Below are 19,054 nucleotides of genomic sequence, written 5' to 3' on the forward strand. Positions count from 1 at the left end.
ATGGTCATGTCGTAACGGTCTACAGCCGTAGCTATTTCAGAATTCGCGGCGTCGATCGATCAGATCGCGACCGTTTTTTCCTCGGACAAAAGCTCAGAACCTAAGTCGCCAAATATCGAAGGAGGAAGGAATACACCAGGTCGGTGCGGCGCACGGGGGGTGGCCGGGATGTTTTGCTGGGCGACGGTCATACTCTGATGCAGTCCAGATCTCTCTGACTCCATACGTGGTCAAGTTGCCATTTGATGCCAGTGCGAGAAAGCCAAGGGAGCGAATCAAGGAGGTGCTTGGGCCGTACTTCGGCGCGGGCAAGCTACCTGCGTGGAAATTTCTTTTCTTTCCACCTGTTACGTGTAGGCCATTATCGATGTGAGCCGATGAGGCTCGCCAAGTGTGGGATGCCCAGATAGCCACCCCATGACGATACAGCACAAGGTTTCCGTCCGCCTGGAAAATCAGTGTGTGCCCATTGGCATGTGTGTAGTTCTGTCCTTTGTTTAATGCGGTTCCGTTACCAAAGATCATCGGCGTATTGTTGCTCACGCCCGACATGCCGGAGTCGCTGTTCCACGTTGGAACGATGGCGAGGACCATGGCCTGCCCATGTTCGGTAACGGTAAAGAAATGCCCTTGACCATGGCTTCCTGTCTGCCATACGGCCCTATGATCGGGCGTATACAGGACCAAGTTTCCATCAGATTGCATGACGGCGCGGTTTGCTCCGAGACCAGCAGTATTTGTCGACCAGACTGCCGAGTTTGTACCGTTGTTTCGGTAGACGACGAGATTTCCATCAGATTGCATGGCCGCAAAGTAATGAAGGTCGTCGGAGTACAGAAAGCTCCCTTGCCAGAGCGTTTCTCCTGCCTTGAGTGCCGCCGCTTGAGATGGTGTTGAAAACGCAGCCATCATCGCGATAGCGACCACCCGTAGTGGATATTTGTTCATCAGTGTTCCGTATCAGAAGCCAAAAATGTGGCTCCCGAAGCCTGGAACTATCCTTGCGTATGCTCCATCGGGCCGTCACGCCTCTGCACTGTCCAGTTCCTGACAGTCCTCGTACGGTTTCGAGGACCTGAAGTCGGCTTGAAGAAAGGTGACGATCAGGGGCCGCCTTCGTGTGGAAGACTTGATATGACTTACCGCTCATCCAGCGAGTTGTCGTCACCTCTGTGTTGTTAAAAGAGGGCGGATGTCAGGTGGTCGTTGATTGAGCAAAGGGCTGTTCGCTGTCGATCTGAGCGACCTGGTTTGAAAGTATCCTTTGGTCTGAAGTGCCATCGACGTCGCATAGGTGAGCCAGAGCGTCGCGGAATCAGTTCGTGGTGTCTGGTATATGCGCAGGTGGATACGGTTGCTGGATTTTGGCCCCTTACGCTTCGAATCTTCGAAGGGTGGGTGCCACGACGGTGGGGCGCTGGCCTGCCAAATTTCAGCAGCTGCCGATGATTGTGCCGCCACCAAGCAGGTCGTCATAAGAAAAGCCAATGCGGTTGGGTGCATAGGGTCGCTTCGCAGGTCTCGTGAATGAGGGCTACGAGGCTACCTGGCGTGGCCGTTATGACTATAGGCCGGGCAATCAATATGGCGCTGCGGAAACCGCGTACTTCCGTAGGAGATCGATGAAGTACGCGGTTCGATGTTTCCGTCAGGTAAGTGAGCGAAGCTCGGATGGTGTTCCAAGTGTCTTCCATGCCCCGGCTTTTTCCAGTTCATCCTGGTCGCCGAAGCCCCAGAGCACACCCACACCACGCACGTCGTTGGCTACCGCGCCTTCGATGTCGAAGCGGCGATCGCCGATCATGAACACCTGGTCCTTCGGATGGCCGAAGTCGGCGAGGGCGGCGGCGATCATCTCCGCCTTCTCGCTGTGCGCCGTGTCCGGTCCCGGGGCGTAGACGCGTTCGAACGCGGCGCCGAACGGCAGGTGCGGAATGATGCGCGCCGCATGGGTCCGCGTCTTGCTAGTCACCACGGCAAGCTGGTGGCCCGCCTCGGCCAGCGCGGCGATGGCTTCGGGGATGCCGTCATAGACGGTGTGCTCCGACCAGCCCACGTCCTGGAATCGCTCGCTGTAGGCGGCCACGGCAGCTTCGATGCGGTCGCGGTGGTCGCCCAGCACCTGCGCGAAACTCACGCGCAGGGGCGGTCCGATCCAGGAGCGCAGCACGGAATCATGCGGCGCTTCGGCGCCCACGCTGGCGAGCGAATGACGCACGCCAGAGAGGATGCCGATTTCCGAGTCGATGAGCGTGCCATCGAGGTCGAAGAGGAAAAGCATTACTTCGTCTCCCCGCGCGCCTTGAGCGCCGTCACGGCCGGCAGTTCCTTGCCTTCAAGGAATTCGAGGAAGGCGCCACCACCGGTGGAGATGTAGGACACGCCGCTTTCGATGTCGTACTTGTCGACAGCAGCGAGGGTGTCGCCACCACCGGCGATCGAGAAGGCCTTCGAGGCGGCGATGGCGCGCGCCAACGTCTCGGTGCCCTTGCCGAAGGCTTCGAACTCGAACACGCCCACGGGGCCGTTCCACACCACGGTACCGGCCTTGGCGATCAGCTCCGCGTAGCGCCTCGCGGTCTCGGGACCGATGTCGAGGATCATCTCATCGTCGCCAACCTGATCGACGGCCTTCACCGTGGCCTGGGCAGTGGCTGAGAATTCGGTGGCGACGACGACGTCGGTCGGCACTGGCACGTCGGCGCCGCGGGCCTTCGCATCGGCCATGATCTTCTTCGCGGTGTCGAGCAGGTCGGCCTCTACCAGCGACTTGCCTACCTTATGGCCGGTGGCAAGGATGAAGGTGTTGGCGATGCCGCCGCCCACGATCAACTGGTCGACCTTGCCGACGAGGTTCTGCAGCAGGTCGAGCTTGGTGGAGACCTTCGAGCCGGCGACGATGGCCAGCAGCGGCTTGGCGGGATGCTCGAGCGCTTTGCCGAGGGCGTCCAGTTCCTTCGCCAGCAACGGACCGGCGGCGGCCACGGGCGCGAAGCGGATCGCACCGTGCGTGGAGGCCTGGGCGCGATGGGCGGTGCCGAAGGCATCCATGACGAACACGTCGCACAGGGCGGCGTACTTCTTCGACAGGGCCTCGTCGTCCTTGCCTTCACCCACGTTCATGCGGCAGTTCTCCAGCACGACGACCTCGCCATCGGCGACGTCCACGCCATCGAGGTAGTCGCGCACCAGACGCACGTCCTTGCCCAGCTTCTGTCCCAGCCATTCGGCGACGGGCTTGAGCGAGGAGGCCTCGTCGAACTCGCCTTCCTTGGGACGACCCAAGTGGGAGATGACCATCACCTTCGCACCGGCATCGCGTGCGGCGACGATGGTGGGCAGGGACGCGTCCAGGCGCTGGGTCGAGGTGATCCTGCCGTTCTCGACCGGCACGTTCAGGTCTTCGCGGATCAGGACGCGCTTGCCGCGCAGGTCGAGGTCTTGCATGCGGGTGACGGACACGAGGAACTCCAGCTCAGGGTGTAGGAGAGACGCCCATTGTCCCCGGGCGGTGCCGACAGGCGCAAATCATTCCATTGTAGGAGCGCGCCTTGCGCGCGACCGGGAGGGCAGTAGTGCACCACCGTGATCGCCCTACCGGTCGCGCGCAAGGCGCGCTCCTACATAGAATCGGGTTTCACCCAGGCAGGAACGCCCATGCTCGCCCTCTACACCTACTGGCGCTCCAGCGCCGCCTACCGCGTCCGCATCGCCCTCAACCTCAAGGGGCTGGCCTACGAGCCGCGCCCGATCCACCTGGTCAACGACGGTGGCGAGCACCTGAAGCCCGCTTACCGTGATATTTCGCCCCAGGCCCAGCTGCCGACGCTGGTCGATGGCGATGTCGTGGTCCGCCAGTCGATGGCGATCCTGGAGTACCTGGAGGAGACCCGGCCCACGCCGGCCCTGCTGCCCGCCGATGTGCAGGGCAGGGCGCGCGTGCGTGAGCTGGCGCTGGCCGTGGGCACGGATATCCACCCGCTGGGCAACCTGCGCGTGCTGAAGGAGCTTGAGGCCTCCTACGGTGCCGATGCGGCTGCCAAAGCGGCGTGGTGCCGACGTTGGATCGGCAATGGCTTCAATGGCATCGAGGCATTGCTCGAGCGAGGGCCGCAGGGACATTTCTGTTACGGCGACAGCCCGACCATGGCCGACTGTTGCCTTGTGCCGCAGTACTACAACGCCGTGCGCTGGGAGCTGGATCTGGCGCCGTACCCGAATATTCGGCGCGTGGTGGAGGCGTGCCAGGCGCTGGAGGCGTTTCAGAAGGCCGCGCCTGAGGCGCAGCCGGACGCGCCCTGAAGATCATCGCCGATCGTGTCGGATGAGGGTGTCGGGCCGTTGTCGGGATGCCGGTCGCGCGCAGGCGCGCTCCTACAGGATCACCGCACACCTGTAGGAGCGCGCCTGCGCGCGACCATAGAAACGATAAACATCCATGCCCCCGGCGCGCGCCAGGTCACCCCCGACGATCATTCAGCCAGCAACCATCACACCCCGATCCCATAAGGATCACTCGACGCAAACTCATTCCCCGGCGCACCCTCCGACAGGCGGATCTTCAACGCCAGCCCGTCACGCGAATCGGCCTTGGCCAGGCACTCGTCCAGCGTGATCTGCCCGTCCTTGAAGAGCCGGTAGAGCGACTGGTCGAAGGTCTGCATGCCCTCCTGCAGGCTCCGATCCATGGCGTCCTTCACCTCGTGGATCTGGCCGCGACGGATCATGTCGCGGATCAGCGGGGTGTTCAGCAGTACTTCCACGGCCGGCACGCGGCGGCCGTCCTTGCCGATCACCAGGCGCTGGCTGATGACCGCGCGCAGGTTCAGCGCCAGGTTCATCAGCACGTTCTTGTGCGCGGACTCGGGGAAGAAGTTGAGGATGCGTTCCAGGGTCTGGTCGGCATTGTTCGAGTGCAGGGTGGCCAGGCACAGGTGGCCCGTCTCGGAGAAGGCAATGGCCGCCTCCATGGTCTCCGTGTCGCGGATCTCGCCGATCATGATCACGTCCGGGGCCTCACGCATCGCGTTCTTGAGGGCCTCGTGATAGCTGTGCGTATCCAGCCCCACCTCGCGCTGGTTCACGATGGAACGCTTGTGCCGGTGCAGGTATTCGATGGGGTCCTCGATGGTGAGGATGTGTCCCGGGGTGTTCTGGTTGCGGTGGTCGATCATCGCGGCCAGGGTGGTGGACTTGCCCGACCCCGTGGCGCCCACCACCAGAATCAGCCCGCGCGGCTCCATCACCAGCTCACGGAAGATCGCCGGCAGGCGCAGTTCCTCAAGCGAGGGGATCTCGCTCTTGATGGCACGGATCACCATGCCGATCTCGCCGCGCTGCTTGAACACGTTGATGCGGAAGCGTCCGGCTTCCTTCACGGCCAGGGCCATGTTCAGTTCCAGGTCGCGCTCGAACTGGGGCACCTGGCCTTCGTCCATCAGGGAGTAGGCGATCTTCTTGACCATTCCCGCCGGCAGACCCGTATTGCCGAGCGGGTAAAGCTTGCCCTCCACCTTGATGTTCACCGGGGCACCGGTCGTCAGGAACATGTCCGACGCGCCCTTGTCCACCATTAGCTTGAGGAAATAACCAATATCCACCTAAACCCCCGGGCGTTCGCATTACAATCGAGACGAGAGGTCTCTCCGACCCTGTATATCGACAATATCTCGCAAACCTGTAAGAGGAACGAGTGATGGTGCACAACTTGCCGTCGAACGCCCTGTACCGGGGCCGCCGGCTCCTTGCCACGGCCGCGCTGGGCCTCGCGATTGCCACGCTGGCCGGCTGCGCCAGCACGCCGCCACCCAATGGCGTGATGAACCAGGCCCTGGCCCAGCTCCAGGCTGCCCGCGATGCCGGGGCGGGCGACTACGCCCCGGTCGACCTCGACTATGCCCAGGGCAAATTCTCCCAGGCGCAGAAAGCCATGGCCAGCCGCAAATACGACGAGGCGGCCCTCCTGGCCGACGAGTCCAGCGTGGACAGCGAACTGGCTCGTGCCAAGGCCCGCCTGGGTGCTGCCCGCGCCCAGAACCAGTCCAAGAGCAAGGAAAACTCGCGCATGCGTGTCGAGATGATCGACAACCACGCGAATGACACCGTGCCGATTCCGAACAACGTGCAGGAAACCGAGACGGTCCTGCCCGAAGCCACCAACACCCCTCCGCCTCCCCCGGGTGGCGAGACCCAGCCCCTGAACGACCAGGGAGGCCGCTGAGATGAAGCGCACGACCATCCTGTTCTCCGCCCTGGCCTTGGCGGCCGTGGCCTCTCCGGTCTTCGCCGCCACGGACGACCTCGACGTCCGCCGGCTGAATTCGAGCCTCGACCAGCTTTCCAGCGACCCCACCCTCGGTGGTTATGCCCAGTCCGAGCAGGCCCGGGCGCGCGAGGCCATCAACCAGATGGCCCAGTTCAAGCCGAAGGACAAGCAGCACGCCCATTACCTGTACATCGCAGAGCGCCGCGTGGACATCGCCAAGGCGGCCGCCCAGCTCCAGGACGCCCAGTCGAAGACGGCCCAGCTCGATCGCGAGCACGACGCCATCCTGCTGGAGGCCAGCCGCCTCGACGCCGAGATGGCCCGTCGCCAGCTTGAGCAGCAGCGCATGCAGAACCAGATGATCCAGGAAGAGGCCGCCCGCCTGCAGCAGCAGGGCGTGGAGTACTCGCAGGCGCTGGACCAGGCCAAGGCCGAGGGCGAGAAGGCCCGCCAGGTCGCCGCAGCCCAGGCCAAGGTGGCCAACGCCGCCAAGAAGCAGGCCGCCCTGGCCGAAGCCGCCGCCCGCGCCATGCGTGACCTGAACTCCTCCGACAGCGGCGCCCCTGCCAGCACCCCGGCTACCAGCACGCCCAAGAAGAAAAAATCCACCGGCAACTAACCGTTGCTTGTGTAGGAGCGCGCCCTGCGCGCGACCGCCCGTCAGGGCGGCCCGCGCCAGGGTGTGCTGGTTTTAGCGCCATGTAAGTGTTTGCTTAAGAAACCATTTTTCTTTCGTGCCTCTACGAAAATTCGCTCTTGCACCCCCTCATCGAGGGGAGTAGCTTCGATCCCCCGTCACCGAAAAAACGCGTGACGGGATCTTCGGAGCATGCGTGACGTTACCCAGGCACACCGCATCGCGAGCGAACCCACTTCCGATGCGAAGCCGTGCCCGCATGGCTCCCCTCACGACCGGCCCAACGGGCCCGGCCCCAACGCGAGGAGCATGGCTATGTTCGAAAACCAGCAGCGTGACGACGTCGAAAAGTTCATCCACAAGGATAAGGACACCCGTCGTCTCTATTTCCGTCACCAGGAACTCAACGACAAGCTCGACAACGCAGGCCGGGGGTGTCTACCCCTCAGCGACGAGGAACTGACGCGGATGAAGCTGGAGAAACTGCAGGCGAAGAACCAACTCCAGAGAATGTGGGATTCCTGGAACGCACCACGACACTGAATTTATTCCGCAGTACAGCAATACGAAGAAAGGGCGCGGAAACGCGCCCTTTTTATTGTGCGCGTGCAGCAGGAACCGGATCACTTCCGCGTGGTCTGTGCTAGACCGTTTTTCCTCGGCCGGATGACGGGCATCGCGCGAGCGCGCGACCCCTTATCATGTGCGCCCTGAGTGCGGGGTCGAAGGGGCCCTGCCGACTTATCCAATGGAGTATCCATGAGTGTTCATGACAGCATCCTCGAACTGATCGGCCGCACCCCCATGGTGCGCGCACAGCGCCTGGATGCCGGCTGTTGCGAACTGTTCCTGAAACTGGAAAGCGCCAACCCCGGCGGTTCGGTGAAGGATCGCATCGGCATGTCGATGATCGAGGGCGCCGAGCGCGCCGGGAAGATCAAGCCGGGCGATACGCTGGTTGAAGGCACCGCCGGCAACACGGGCCTGGGCCTGGCGCTGGTCGCGCAGCAGAAGGGCTATCGCCTGATCCTCGTCGTGCCCGACAAGATGAGCCGCGAGAAGATCTTCAACCTCAAGGCCATGGGTGCCGAGGTGGTGCTCACGCGTTCGGACGTAGCCAAGGGCCACCCCGAGTATTACCAGGACATGGCCGAGCGCATCGCGCGTGAGACGCCAGGTGCTTATTTCATCAACCAGTTCGGCAACCCGGACAATCCGCTGGCGCACGTGCAGACCACCGGCCCGGAAATCCTCGAACAGCTCGATGGCAAGGTCGATGCCATCGTGGTCGGCTGCGGTTCTTCCGGCACGATGAGCGGCCTCACCGCTTACCTGAAAGAGCACTCCCCGAACACCGAAATCGTGCTGGCCGATCCGGTCGGCTCGATCCTTGCGCAGTACATCAACGAGGGCATCCTGTCCGAGAAGTCGGGCAGCTGGATGGTCGAAGGCATCGGTGAGGATTTCCTGCCGTCGATCAGCGATTTCTCCCTGGTGAAAAAGGCCTATGCCATCACCGACAAGGAGAGCTTCATGGCGGCGCGCGAGCTGCTCGGCAAGGAAGGCGTGCTGGGTGGTTCGTCCACGGGTACGCTGCTTGCCGCCGCACTCAAGTACTGCAAGGAGCAGACGACGCCCAAGCGCGTGGTGACGCTGGTCTGCGACACGGGCAACAAGTACCTGTCGAAGATGTACAACGACTACTGGATGCTCGACAACGGCTTCCTGGAACGCGAGCGCTATGGTGATCTGCGCGACCTGATCCTGCGCCCCTACGCGCAGCGCGACACCGTGGTGGTGAAGCCGGACGACCTGCTCGTCACGGCATACAACCGCATGAAGCTTTATGACGTCTCGCAGCTCCCGGTAGTCGATGGCGATCGCATCGTCGGCATCCTCGATGAATCCGACGTGCTCTTGCACGTGCATGCCGATGAATCGAAATTCCGCGATCCGGTCTCCACGGCCATGATCGCCTCGCCTGAAATGCTCCAGGTGACCGCCCCCATCGAAGCGCTCCTGCCGGTGTTCGAAAAGGGTCACGTGGCCATCGTTGTTGATGGCGAGCAGTTCCTCGGCCTCATTACCCGCATCGATCTGCTCAATTACCTGCGCCGCAAGGTCAACTAAGAAGGATTGCCGCCATGTGTGGAATCGTTGCCGCCGTCGCCCAGCGCGATATCGCCCCTATCCTCATCGCCGGCCTCAAGGCGCTCGAATACCGCGGCTACGATTCCGCCGGCATGGCCATCGCCGATGCCGGACAGATCCGCCGTGTCCGCGCCAAGGGCAAGGTGCGTGAAATGGAAGCGCTGTACGACGCCGATCCGGTTCCTGGTGGTACGGGCATCGCCCACACCCGCTGGGCGACGCATGGCGTTCCCAGCGAGGCCAATGCGCATCCACATGTGCAGGGCCGTATCGCGATCGTGCATAACGGCATCATCGAGAATCACGCGACGCTGCGTGACTCGCTGAGGGCCAAGGGGCGCACGTTCCATTCGGAAACGGATACCGAAGTCATGGGTGCCGTGATCGACGAGCATGTGCAGGCAGGCAAGTCGTTGCGCGAGGCGGTCACGGCTGCCGTTCGTGAACTCGAAGGCGCATACGCCATTGCCGTGATGAGCCTGGACGAGCCTGAGCGTATCGTCGGTGCCCGTCGCGGCTGTCCGCTCCTGGTCGGCATCGGTATCGGTGAGCACTTCCTGGGCTCCGATGCGCAGGCACTCATCAAGGTCACCAACCGGATGATGTACCTGGAAGAGGACGACATCGTGGAGATCACCCGCAATGGCGTGGAAGTCTTCGATATCAACGGTACTCCCGTGGACCGCGCTGCGCATGAAAGCGAAATCAGTGCAGATTCAGTCGAGCGTGGCGAATACCGTCACTACATGCAGAAGGAAATCTTCGAGCAGCCGCGTGCGGTGGCCGATACCCTGGAAGGCCGCATCGGCCCGCACGGCGTGCTGCCGAACATCTTCGGCATCGACGCCGACCCGATCCTGGACAAGACCCGCGGCATCCATATCGTCGCCTGCGGTACCAGCTATCACGCAGGCATGGTGGCGAAGTACTGGATCGAGGAATTCGCCAGGATTCCGGTCGTCGTTGAGGTAGCGAGCGAGTATCGCTACCGCGAGGTCGTGGTGCCGGAGAACACGCTCTTCGTCGCGGTGTCGCAGTCCGGCGAGACCGCCGACACCCTGGCTGCCATGCGCGAGTCGCGTCGGCGTGGCTATCTTGCCACTTTCGCCATCTGCAACGTTCCTGAGTCGTCCGTCGTGCGCGAGTCCGACCTGCGTCTGATGACCCGTGCGGGCCCCGAGATCGGCGTGGCATCCACAAAGGCTTTTACCACGCAGCTCACGGCCTTCGCGTTGCTCGCGCTGGATCTCGGACGCCGCCGTGGCCTGGATCACGCAAAGTACCTGGCACATTGCCAGGAACTGCAATCACTGCCGCGCTACATCGAGAATGCGCTGAAGAGTGAAGAGCAGATCCTGAAGATTGCCGATCATTTCATCACCAAGGCCCACGCGCTGTTCCTGGGTCGTGGTGCGCAGTATCCGGTTGCCCTGGAAGGCTCCCTCAAGCTGAAGGAGATTTCCTATATTCATGCAGAGGCGTATCCGGCTGGCGAGCTCAAGCACGGCCCCCTGGCACTCGTCGACGAGAACATGCCCATCGTGGCGGTAGCCCCCAACGGCCCCCTGCTGGACAAGCTGAAGTCCAACCTGCAGGAAGTGCGCGCGCGTGGCGGCGAACTGGTGGTGTTTGCGGACGAGCGCGCCGAAATGGACGACGGCACGCAGCACGTGGCCATGGTGCGGGTCGATGGTGGCGGTGACCTCATCGCGCCGGCTGTTTTCACCGTACCGATGCAACTGCTTGCCTATCACGTGGCCGTGCAGCGCGGCACCGACGTCGACCAGCCCCGAAACCTGGCCAAATCGGTGACGGTCGAATAACCGGTCGCCCGGGACACTCCTGCCGAGTTGAGTCCTGCTTGCGTCCGGACCAGAATGGCGGTTTTTCCAAGGAAAGACCGCCATGAATTGCTTCAAGGCCTATGACATCCGTGGCCGCGTCCCGGATGAGCTGAACGAAGACATCGCCTATCGGCTCGGAAGAGCGTTCGCCCGGACGGTGGGCGAGGGGGCGGTCGTGGTGGGATTCGACATTCGTCGCGACAGCCCCGCCTTTGCCGCCGCGGTGATCCGTGGCCTGAATGACGAAGGCCGCGATGCCATCGACATCGGCCTGTGCGGCACGGAAGAGGTGTACTTCCAGACGTTCCATCGTCAGGTGGCTGGTGGCGTCATGGTCACCGCCAGCCATAACCCCATCGATTACAACGGTATGAAGCTGGTCCGCGAGGGCTCGCGTCCGATCAGCGGTGATACGGGATTGCGCGATATCGAGCGACTGGTGGAAGAGAACACCTTTGGCGAGCCGGCGGGCACACGTGGTCAGGTGCTGCATGATCACGACAAGTCGGCATACATCAGCCACCTGCTTGGCTACATCGATCCACAGGCATTTCGTTCACTGAAGGTGGTGGTCAATGCGGGCAACGGTGGGGCGGGTGCCATCGTCGATCTGCTAAGCGCGCATCTTCCGTTGGAATTCATCCGGATCAACCATGAGCCGGATGGAAGCTTCCCCAATGGCATCCCCAATCCATTGTTGCCTGAGAATCGTGCTGCAACGGCAGACGCGGTCAAATCCCATGGCGCCGATTTCGGCATTGCCTGGGATGGCGATTTCGATCGCTGCTTCCTGTTCGACGCGGAAGGCCAGTTCATCGAGGGCTACTACATCGTAGGGTTGCTGGCGGCCCAGCTGTTGGAGACGCACCCCGGCGCCAAAGTCATCCACGATCCGCGCCTCACCTGGAACACCATCGACATGGTGGAAAAGGCGGGGGGGCTGCCGATCCAGAGCAAGACAGGCCACGCCTTCATCAAGGAGCGCATGCGGGCCGAGGACGCCATCTACGGTGGCGAAATGAGCGCGCACCATTATTTCCGTGATTTCGCCTATTGCGACTCCGGCATGATTCCCTGGTTGCTCGTGGCCGAGCGGATCTGCAAGACGGGGCTCAGTCTGGCTGACATGCTGTCCGAGCGGATGGCGGCCTATCCGTGCAGCGGCGAGATCAACTTCGTGGTGAGCGATGCTCGCGCCGCGGTCGAGCGGGTCCTGGCTTTCTATGAGCAGGACAACCCCGCGCTGGAGCGGGTGGATGGTGTGAGCGCCGACTTCGGCGCCTGGCGCTTCAACCTCCGGTCGTCCAATACGGAGCCTTTGTTGAGACTCAACGTCGAGGCGAGGGGCGATACCCTGCTGATGGAACAAAAAACGAAGGAAATTTCGGAGCTTATTGAGAAATAACGACGAAATTGCATGACGTTTTTCGCCGTAGATGACCGCATGATGACCGAAATTTTACGGCCTGTATGGCAAATACGGCAAAAAATCGCTTTACCATTCCTGCCCTGTAGTGTGATCATTGTCACAAGCATTGTCACAACAATGTTCATACAGGGCAGGGATAGTGAACATAGAAGTGAAACACTGGAGGCCGACAGGCCGCCTTTCGGACTCGTTTGTCCGCGGGCTTATTGAACTACGGGACGATCTGGACGCTGCCCGCAAGCGCCGCGAGATGCGGGCGGTTGCGTCGTCGGCATTGAATTGTTCTATCGTACCGTTTGGCGCCACGCCCCGTTCCAGAACTCAGTTCGTCAGCGCTTACGAGCCGGCTGCCATGTCGGCGGGTGACCGACGCCAGGCCAAGGGCTGATCCAGTTCCTGGATTGAGTGCGACGCATACAGGTAGAAAAGCACGCATAAAAAAACCGGGAGCCGCGGCTCCCGGTTTTTTTATGCCCGACTGTCGGCTCAGCCTACGGTGCCGGCACGGCCATAGACGTCATCGAAGCGGACAATATCGTCCTCTCCCAGATAGCTTCCGGATTGAACTTCAATGAGTTCCACCGGCACCTTGCCCGGGTTGCGCAGACGGTGTTTGCTACCCAGCGGCAGATAGGTACTCTGGTTTTCCGCGAGCAGGAACACCTTGTCGTCGCACGTGACCTCTGCCACGCCCTTGACGACGATCCAGTGTTCGGCGCGGTGATGATGCATCTGCAGGCTGAGTGCGGCACCGGGCTTCACGACAATACGCTTTACCTGGAACCGGTCGCCGTTTTCGAGGGAGTCGTACATGCCCCACGGGCGCCGAACGACGCGGTGCAGATCGTGTTCGGTGCGACCGGCGGCCTTCAGTTCCTCGACGACGCGTTTTACGTCCTGGGACGCATCGCGACGGGCCACCAGGGTGGCGTCCGGCGTGGTGACGACGACCACGTCGTCCAGGCCGACGGTGGCGATCAGGTGGCGATCATGCGAGCGGATGAAGGAGCCTTTCGTGTCGATCGTGATGACATCGCCTTCAGCATGGTTGCCGTGGGCATCCTTGCCGGCAGCCATCCACAGGGCGTCCCAGGAGCCGATGTCGCTCCAGCCGCAGCTGACCGGCACCACGGCGGCCTGGGAGGTCTTTTCCATCACGGCGTAGTCGATGGAGTCGCTGGGTGAAGCGGCGAACGACTCGCCATCCAGCCGGACGAAATCCAGATCGACGTTGGCTTTTGCGTACGACGCCCGCGCAGCATCGAGCATGGCGGGAGCATGGATACCCAGCTCTTCGAGATAGCGTGCGGCCCGGAACAGGAACATGCCGGAGTTCCAGTCATATTCGCCGCTGCGCACATACTCTTCTGCCGTGGCAAGCACCGGCTTTTCAACGAACTGGCTGACCTTGAACGAGCTTCCATCCAGGCCTTCGCCGCGGCGGATGTAGCCGAAGCCGGTTTCAGCGCGATCAGGGCGGATGCCGAAGGTTACCAGCCAGCCGGCTTCCGCCGAGGCACGGGCCTTGGCCACGGCTTCCGAGAACGATGCGTCATCGCCCACCAGGTGATCGGCCGGCAGCACGAGAATCAAGGCATCGGGCGACTTTTCGAGTGCCCGCAGGGCGCCCACGGCGATGGCCGGGGCGGTGTTGCGAGCCATCGGCTCCAGCAGGATGCTGGCGCCGTCGACCTTCAATTCCTGCAATTGCTCGGCAGCCAGGAAGCGGTGGTCATCACTGGCCACCACGATCGGCGCTCCGGTGTCCGGCAGCTTGCTGGCACGGGTCACGGTCTGCTGGAAGAGGGTTTCGGTCCCGGCGAGCGACAGGAACTGCTTGGGCAGATTGCGGCGCGAAATGGGCCACAGGCGCGTGCCGCTACCGCCGCTGAGAATAAGGGGAATGAGCATGGGACGTTATTCCGTGGGTTCGGAAAGGGAGGTCAGGACCTGGTCCAGGCCGGTTTTCCAGTGCGGGATGTCGAATGCAAACGTACGGGCGAAATGGCGAGTATCCAGCACCGAGTATGCCGGGCGGCGCGCCGGTGTCGGGTAGTCGGCCGTCGTGATGGCAATGACCCGGGGCGTACGGGAAATGAGCTTTCGCTCACTGGCTGCCGTAAGCAGCGCGTCGGCAAAGCCGTGCCACGTGGTGTCGCCGCCCGCCGTCAGGTGATAGGTGCCTTCAACGGCTTTCCGCACTGGCCCCGCACTGGCAAGCCAGCGATCGATGGCCACGAGCGAGGCCTCGACGATCAGCCCGGTGTCGGTGGGCGTGCCATGCTGGTCGGCCACGACCCTGATTTCATCCCTTTCCGCGCCGAGCCGAAGCATCGTGCGAAGGAAGTTCTGGCCGACTGCTGAGTACACCCACGCAGTACGGAAGATGTAATGGGGGGCGTCTGTGGCGCGGAGGGCTTCTTCACCTGCCAGCTTGCTACGGCCGTAGGCACCTGCAGGGGCCGTTGGTGCGTCTTCAGGGTAGGGCAGGGAGGCCGTGCCGTCGAAAACGTAGTCCGTCGAATAATGAACGAGCAGGGCACCATGCTCCGCAGCCCAGCGACCCAGGTAGGCCAGGGCAGTGGCGTTCACCATGGCGGCCGCACTCTCTTCCTGCTCGGCCTTGTCCACGGCGGTATAGGCGGCCGCATTCACGATGACGTGCGGTGCGGTTTCGTCGAGCAGCGCCGCAAGCGCTTCGGGCGCGGACAGGTCCGCCACCACGCCGCGGACGCCTTCAGGTGCCTGGCCGTTACGGCTGCCGGCAAACAGCGTACCGCGGCGGCCGAGGCCGCCATGGCTGAGAAACGTGCGTCCGAGCTGCCCGTGTGCGCCCAGCAACAGGATATTCAAGGCACGTACTCCGGCAGGCGCCCGGGGGCTACCTCGGATAGCAGGGGAGCCTTGGTGTCTTTCTCCGAAAGAACCGGATCCGTCACCGGCCAGTCGATGGCCAGTGCCGGATCGTTCCAGCGGACGCCGCCATCGGCTGCCGGAGCGTAGAAGTCAGTGCACTGGTACGAGAACGTCGCATGCTCGGAGACGACGCAGAACCCGTGCGCAAAGCCTTCCGGTATCCAGAAGTGCCGGTGGTTCTGCGCGGTGAGCATCACCGCTGCCCACTGGCCAAAAGTTGGCGAGCCGTGACGGATATCCACGGCGACGTCATAGACCTCGCCTTCGAGCACGCTTACCAGCTTGCCCTGGGGCTGCGGCCACTGGTAGTGAAGCCCGCGGAGCACGCCACGGCTCGAACGGGAGACATTCGACTGGACAAAACGGCGGTCGATGCCCGCTTCGCGGAATGCGTTCTCGTTGTAGCTCTCGTAGAAGAAGCCACGGGAGTCTCCGAACACCCTGGGCTCGATGACCAGGACGCCGGGCAAGGATGTTTCGGTGACCTTCATTTAACCAGACCGTGCCCGACAAGGTTGTGGAGGTATTCGCCATAACCGGTCTTGGCCAGCGGCTTGGCAAGGGCAAGCACCTGCTCGGCATCGATCCATTTATTGTTGAAGGCGATTTCTTCCGGGCAGCACACCTTGAGGCCCTGCCGGTTCTCGATCGTCTGGATGTAATTGCCCGCTTCCATCAGCGAGTCGTGCGTACCCGTATCCAGCCACGCATAACCGCGACCGAGCTGTTCGAGCATGAGCGAGTCGTCCTCGAGGTAGCAGCGGTTGAGGTCGGTGATTTCAAGCTCGCCGCGGGGCGAGGGCTTGAGTTCGGCGGCGAAGTCGCAGGCACGCTGATCGTAGAAATAGAGACCGGTGACGGCATAGTTCGACTTCGGCTTCGCCGGCTTCTCTTCGAGACCGATGACCCGTCCGTCCGTCGCGAATTCCGCCACGCCGTAGCGTTCCGGGTCGCGGACCCAGTAGCCGAAGACCGTGGCACCGTGCTCACGGCTGGCTGCGCGCTTGAGGCGGTCTGTCAGGCCGACGCCATAGAAGATGTTGTCGCCCAGCACCAGGCAGCTCGGCTTACCGTCGATGAAATCGCGACCGATCAGGAATGCCTGCGCCAGGCCATCCGGGGAGGGCTGCACGGCGTAGGTGATGTTGATGCCCCACTGGGATCCGTCGCCGAGCAGGCGCTGGAACAGGGCCTGCTCGTGGGGCGTATTGATGATGAGCACATCACGAATCCCCGCGAGCATCAAGGTTGCCAGCGGGTAGTAGATCATCGGCTTGTCGTACACCGGCAGCAGCTGCTTGCTGACCGCCTGGGTGATCGGATACAGCCGGGTGCCGGAACCACCGGCCAGGATGATACCCTTGGTGGTCATGCGCCCAGGCGCTCCATGCGATAGCTGCCGTCGAGAATCGACCCGACCCACGACTGATTGTCGAGATACCAGTTGACGGTGGCCTCAATACCCGATTCGAAGGTCTGGGTCGGGGTCCAGCCCAGTTCGCCGGCGAGCTTGCTGGCATCGATGGCGTAACGACGGTCGTGGCCCGGGCGATCGCGCACGAAGGTGATCAGCGATTCGCGAGGCTCGCCGCTAGCCAGCGGCTGGCGCGCATCAAGCATGCGGCAGATGGTCTTCACCACGTGGATGTTTTCCTGCTCTGCATTGCCGCCCACGTTATAGGTTTCGCCCACCCGGCCGGCCTCGAGCACCCGGCGGATGGCCGAGCAGTGATCACCCACGAACAGCCAGTCGCGGATGTTCTTGCCGTCGCCGTAGACCGGTAGCGCCTCGCCCTTCAGGGCTTTCTGGATGGTCAGCGGGATGAGCTTCTCGGGAAACTGATACGGACCATAATTGTTCGAGCAGTTCGTGGTGAGCGTCGGCAGGCCATAGGTATGGTGGAACGCACGGACCAGATGGTCCGAAGCCGCCTTGCTGGCGGAGTAGGGCGAGTTGGGGGCATACGGCGTGGTTTCCGTGAACATGCCTTCGGCGCCAAGCGAACCGTAAACCTCATCCGTGGAGACGTGCAGGAAGCGGAAGGCGTCGCGCTCGGTACCTTCGAGGGCGCGCCAGAAATCGCGGGCTTCTTCCAGCAGGCCGAGCGTGCCGACCACATTGGTCTCGACGAAGGCGGCCGGGCCGTCGATGGAGCGATCGACGTGGGATTCGGCCGCAAAATTGACGATAGCCTGCGGTCGATGTTCAGCCAGGAGCTTGCGCACCAGTTCGCGGTCGCCGATGTCGCCCTGAACAAAGGTATGGCGTTCATTGTCGTCAACGGATGCAAGCGTGCCGAGGTTGCCAGCGTAGGTCAGCTTGTCGAGGTTGACCACGCGAAGGCCGTCGGCAATGGCCTGGAGTACGAAATTCGCACCGATGAAACCGGCGCCGCCCGTTACCAACAATGTCTTCATAAAACCTCTGGTCGTCCGTGCTGCTCTTGGCGGGCCCATGCCCGCCCGGAACCGCGTTCATGGCACGGACGGAACGCATTCCGTATCGTCGTGCCTCTAAACCGCGGAGTGTAAGGCGCCAAGTGTAATATGTAGCGCCGTTTACAAGGGGCGGGGGTTGAACGATTCATGAATCGCCAGGACTATTTCAAGTGAAAAGAACGGCTTACAAGAAAGATGCCCGCTCCGGTCATGGACTCGGAACCCGTGCCATTCACGCAGGGCAGCGTCCCGACCCGTCGACCGGCGCGATCATGACGCCCATTTACGCGACGTCGACCTATGTGCAGAGCAGCCCGGGCAAGCATCAGGGCTTCGAGTACTCGCGCACGCAGAATCCCACCCGCATGGCTTATGAGGCGTGCGTAGCCTCCCTTGAAGGGGGCGTGACCGGCTTTGCGTTCGCCTCGGGGCTGGCTGCTGCCTCGACCACGCTGGAACTGCTTGACGCAGGCAGCCACGTCATCGCGATGAACGACCTCTACGGCGGCACCTATCGCCTGTTCGAGCGCGTACGCCGCCGTACGGCCGGTCTGGAATTCGATTTCATCGATCTCAACGACACCGCTGCCCTGAAGGCGGCGCTGAAACCGAATACCCGGATGATCTGGGCGGAAACGCCGACCAATCCGATGCTGCAACTCGTGGATCTGGCCAAGCTGTCTGTTTTTGCCCGCAAGCATGGGCTGATCCTGGTGGTCGACAACACGTTCTGCTCGCCGATGCTCCAGCGGCCCATCGAGTCCGGCGCCGACCTGGTGCTGCATTCCGCCACCAAGTACCTGAACGGACATTCCGACATCGTCGGCGGCGTGGTGGTGGCGGCGAATCAGGAGCTGGCCGAACAGATGGCGTTTCTGCAGAACTCCATTGGCGCGGTGGCCGGCCCGTTCGACGCCTTCCTCGCCATGCGTGGTCTCAAGACCCTGCACCTGCGCATGCGCCAGCACTGCGAGAGCGCTCTGGAACTGGCCGGCTGGCTCGAGAAGCACAAGGCGATCGAGCGCGTGATCTACCCCGGCCTGCGCAGCCATCCGCAGCACGCCCTGGCGCGCAGGCAGATGGACGGCTACGGCGGCATCATTTCGGTCGAGGTCAAGGGCGGCAAGACCCGCGCACGCAAGGTCCTGGAGCGTTGCGAGCTTTTTGCCCTGGCCGAATCGCTCGGTGGCGTGGAGAGCCTGATCGAGCATCCGGCCATCATGACGCACGCGTCCATTCCGCCGGCCACGCGCAAGCGCCTGGGCATTTCCGATGGCCTGATCCGTCTTTCCGTCGGCGTGGAAGACCTGGCCGACCTGCGTGACGAACTTGAGTCCGTCCTGGCATGACAGGAGTCCGACTGAAGTCATCCG

17 protein-coding genes are annotated in these 19,054 nt (G+C 62.5%); 8 read left to right on the forward strand and 9 right to left on the reverse strand.

Going from position 1 to position 19,054, the window contains the following annotated elements; all coding sequences use genetic code 11:
- Positions 1 to 93: 93 nt before the first annotated feature.
- The 3 genes from HBF25_RS19440 to HBF25_RS19450 form a co-directional block, all read right to left on the reverse strand.
- Entirely contained in the window at positions 94 to 948 is an 855-nt protein-coding gene (locus tag HBF25_RS19440; protein WP_166951606.1) for a hypothetical protein, read from the reverse strand.
- A 700-nt stretch (positions 949 to 1,648) separates the two neighbouring features.
- Positions 1,649 to 2,281 carry an HAD hydrolase-like protein gene (locus HBF25_RS19445; RefSeq protein WP_166951609.1) on the reverse strand — a complete coding sequence of 211 codons (633 nt, stop codon included), beginning with the start codon at positions 2,279 to 2,281 and terminating at the stop codon, positions 1,649 to 1,651.
- Positions 2,281 to 3,462, reverse strand: coding sequence for a phosphoglycerate kinase (locus HBF25_RS19450; protein ID WP_166951612.1), 1,182 nt, complete (start codon positions 3,460 to 3,462; stop codon positions 2,281 to 2,283). Before HBF25_RS19450 ends, HBF25_RS19445 begins: the two co-directional genes overlap by 1 nt.
- Before the next feature lie 195 nt (positions 3,463 to 3,657).
- On the opposite strand from HBF25_RS19450, the gene maiA reads away from it, so the two are divergent.
- On the forward strand, positions 3,658 to 4,302 hold the full coding sequence (maiA, locus tag HBF25_RS19455) for a maleylacetoacetate isomerase (RefSeq protein WP_166951615.1): 645 nt from the start codon (positions 3,658 to 3,660) through the stop codon (positions 4,300 to 4,302).
- A gap of 188 nt (positions 4,303 to 4,490) precedes the next feature.
- Here maiA and HBF25_RS19460 read toward each other — a convergent pair whose 3' ends face one another.
- The gene (locus tag HBF25_RS19460) at positions 4,491 to 5,573 is read right to left on the reverse strand and encodes a PilT/PilU family type 4a pilus ATPase (protein WP_208392692.1); all 1,083 of its coding nucleotides are present in this window, start codon (positions 5,571 to 5,573) and stop codon (positions 4,491 to 4,493) included.
- Positions 5,574 to 5,695: 122 nt separating this feature from the next.
- Here HBF25_RS19460 and HBF25_RS19465 point away from each other — a divergent pair, with 122 nt between their 5' ends.
- The 6 genes from HBF25_RS19465 (at position 5,696) to HBF25_RS19490 (ending at position 12,302) form a co-directional block, all read left to right on the forward strand.
- Positions 5,696 to 6,220 carry a DUF4398 domain-containing protein gene (locus tag HBF25_RS19465; RefSeq protein WP_166951620.1) on the forward strand — a complete coding sequence of 175 codons (525 nt, stop codon included), beginning with the start codon at positions 5,696 to 5,698 and terminating at the stop codon, positions 6,218 to 6,220.
- Between the two features lies 1 nt (position 6,221).
- Entirely contained in the window at positions 6,222 to 6,884 is a 663-nt protein-coding gene (locus tag HBF25_RS19470; RefSeq protein WP_166951623.1) for a DUF4398 domain-containing protein, read from the forward strand.
- 327 nt (positions 6,885 to 7,211) lie between these two features.
- Positions 7,212 to 7,445, forward strand: a complete 234-nt coding sequence (locus HBF25_RS19475) for an HP1242/YdcH family protein (protein WP_341778180.1) — start codon at positions 7,212 to 7,214, stop codon at positions 7,443 to 7,445.
- Positions 7,446 to 7,661: 216 nt separating this feature from the next.
- Positions 7,662 to 9,032, forward strand: a complete 1,371-nt coding sequence (locus HBF25_RS19480; protein WP_166951626.1) for a pyridoxal-phosphate dependent enzyme — start codon at positions 7,662 to 7,664, stop codon at positions 9,030 to 9,032.
- 14 nt (positions 9,033 to 9,046) lie between these two features.
- Positions 9,047 to 10,876: a glutamine--fructose-6-phosphate transaminase (isomerizing) gene (glmS, locus tag HBF25_RS19485; protein ID WP_166951629.1), complete on the forward strand. Its 1,830-nt coding sequence runs from the start codon at positions 9,047 to 9,049 to the stop codon at positions 10,874 to 10,876.
- 82 nt (positions 10,877 to 10,958) lie between these two features.
- A complete protein-coding gene (locus tag HBF25_RS19490) occupies positions 10,959 to 12,302 on the forward strand; it encodes a phosphohexomutase domain-containing protein (RefSeq protein ID WP_166951632.1) in 1,344 nt (447 codons plus the stop codon).
- A 510-nt stretch (positions 12,303 to 12,812) separates the two neighbouring features.
- Here the strand turns inward: HBF25_RS19490 and HBF25_RS19495 are convergent.
- Genes HBF25_RS19495 through rfbB form a run of 5 tightly spaced genes read right to left on the reverse strand, consistent with a single transcriptional unit; the run spans position 12,813 to position 17,660 of the window.
- Positions 12,813 to 14,237 carry a mannose-1-phosphate guanylyltransferase/mannose-6-phosphate isomerase gene (locus HBF25_RS19495; protein WP_166951635.1) on the reverse strand — a complete coding sequence of 475 codons (1,425 nt, stop codon included), beginning with the start codon at positions 14,235 to 14,237 and terminating at the stop codon, positions 12,813 to 12,815.
- 6 nt (positions 14,238 to 14,243) lie between these two features.
- Positions 14,244 to 15,179 (reverse strand): dTDP-4-dehydrorhamnose reductase, encoded by a 936-nt coding sequence (gene rfbD / locus HBF25_RS19500; protein WP_166951637.1) that lies wholly within the window; start codon positions 15,177 to 15,179, stop codon positions 14,244 to 14,246.
- Entirely contained in the window at positions 15,176 to 15,733 is a 558-nt protein-coding gene (gene rfbC / locus HBF25_RS19505) for a dTDP-4-dehydrorhamnose 3,5-epimerase (protein WP_166951639.1), read from the reverse strand. Before rfbC ends, rfbD begins: the two co-directional genes overlap by 4 nt.
- A complete protein-coding gene (gene rfbA / locus HBF25_RS19510; RefSeq protein WP_166951642.1) occupies positions 15,730 to 16,614 on the reverse strand; it encodes a glucose-1-phosphate thymidylyltransferase RfbA in 885 nt (294 codons plus the stop codon). Before rfbA ends, rfbC begins: the two co-directional genes overlap by 4 nt.
- Complete coding sequence (rfbB, locus tag HBF25_RS19515) at positions 16,611 to 17,660, reverse strand: dTDP-glucose 4,6-dehydratase (RefSeq protein ID WP_166951644.1); 1,050 nt, start codon at positions 17,658 to 17,660, stop codon at positions 16,611 to 16,613. The genes rfbA and rfbB overlap by 4 nt, the downstream gene beginning before the upstream one ends.
- 293 nt (positions 17,661 to 17,953) lie before the next feature.
- Here rfbB and HBF25_RS19520 point away from each other — a divergent pair, with 293 nt between their 5' ends.
- The gene (locus HBF25_RS19520; protein WP_243853322.1) at positions 17,954 to 19,030 is read left to right on the forward strand and encodes a trans-sulfuration enzyme family protein; all 1,077 of its coding nucleotides are present in this window, start codon (positions 17,954 to 17,956) and stop codon (positions 19,028 to 19,030) included.
- Positions 19,031 to 19,054 lie beyond the last annotated feature (24 nt).

The sequence above is a fragment of the Luteibacter anthropi genome (assembly GCF_011759365.1).
Lineage (GTDB): Bacteria > Pseudomonadota > Gammaproteobacteria > Xanthomonadales > Rhodanobacteraceae > Luteibacter > Luteibacter anthropi.

Excerpts from the sequence above, each read along its gene's own strand:
- HBF25_RS19440 (WP_166951606.1), bottom strand. The coding sequence starts at position 948 with ATGAACAAATATCCACTACGGGTGGTCGCTATCGCGATGATGGCTGCG.
- HBF25_RS19445 (WP_166951609.1), bottom strand. The coding sequence starts at position 2,281 with ATGCTTTTCCTCTTCGACCTCGATGGCACGCTCATCGACTCGGAAATC.
- maiA (WP_166951615.1), top strand. The coding sequence starts at position 3,658 with ATGCTCGCCCTCTACACCTACTGGCGCTCCAGCGCCGCCTACCGCGTC.
- HBF25_RS19460 (WP_208392692.1), bottom strand. The coding sequence starts at position 5,573 with ATGGTGGACAAGGGCGCGTCGGACATGTTCCTGACGACCGGTGCCCCG.
- HBF25_RS19465 (WP_166951620.1), top strand. The coding sequence starts at position 5,696 with ATGGTGCACAACTTGCCGTCGAACGCCCTGTACCGGGGCCGCCGGCTC.
- HBF25_RS19470 (WP_166951623.1), top strand. The coding sequence starts at position 6,222 with ATGAAGCGCACGACCATCCTGTTCTCCGCCCTGGCCTTGGCGGCCGTG.
- HBF25_RS19475 (WP_341778180.1), top strand. The coding sequence starts at position 7,212 with ATGGCTATGTTCGAAAACCAGCAGCGTGACGACGTCGAAAAGTTCATC.
- HBF25_RS19480 (WP_166951626.1), top strand. The coding sequence starts at position 7,662 with ATGAGTGTTCATGACAGCATCCTCGAACTGATCGGCCGCACCCCCATG.
- glmS (WP_166951629.1), top strand. The coding sequence starts at position 9,047 with ATGTGTGGAATCGTTGCCGCCGTCGCCCAGCGCGATATCGCCCCTATC.
- HBF25_RS19490 (WP_166951632.1), top strand. The coding sequence starts at position 10,959 with ATGAATTGCTTCAAGGCCTATGACATCCGTGGCCGCGTCCCGGATGAG.
- HBF25_RS19495 (WP_166951635.1), bottom strand. The coding sequence starts at position 14,237 with ATGCTCATTCCCCTTATTCTCAGCGGCGGTAGCGGCACGCGCCTGTGG.
- rfbC (WP_166951639.1), bottom strand. The coding sequence starts at position 15,733 with ATGAAGGTCACCGAAACATCCTTGCCCGGCGTCCTGGTCATCGAGCCC.
- rfbA (WP_166951642.1), bottom strand. The coding sequence starts at position 16,614 with ATGACCACCAAGGGTATCATCCTGGCCGGTGGTTCCGGCACCCGGCTG.
- rfbB (WP_166951644.1), bottom strand. The coding sequence starts at position 17,660 with ATGAAGACATTGTTGGTAACGGGCGGCGCCGGTTTCATCGGTGCGAAT.
- HBF25_RS19520 (WP_243853322.1), top strand. The coding sequence starts at position 17,954 with ATGACGCCCATTTACGCGACGTCGACCTATGTGCAGAGCAGCCCGGGC.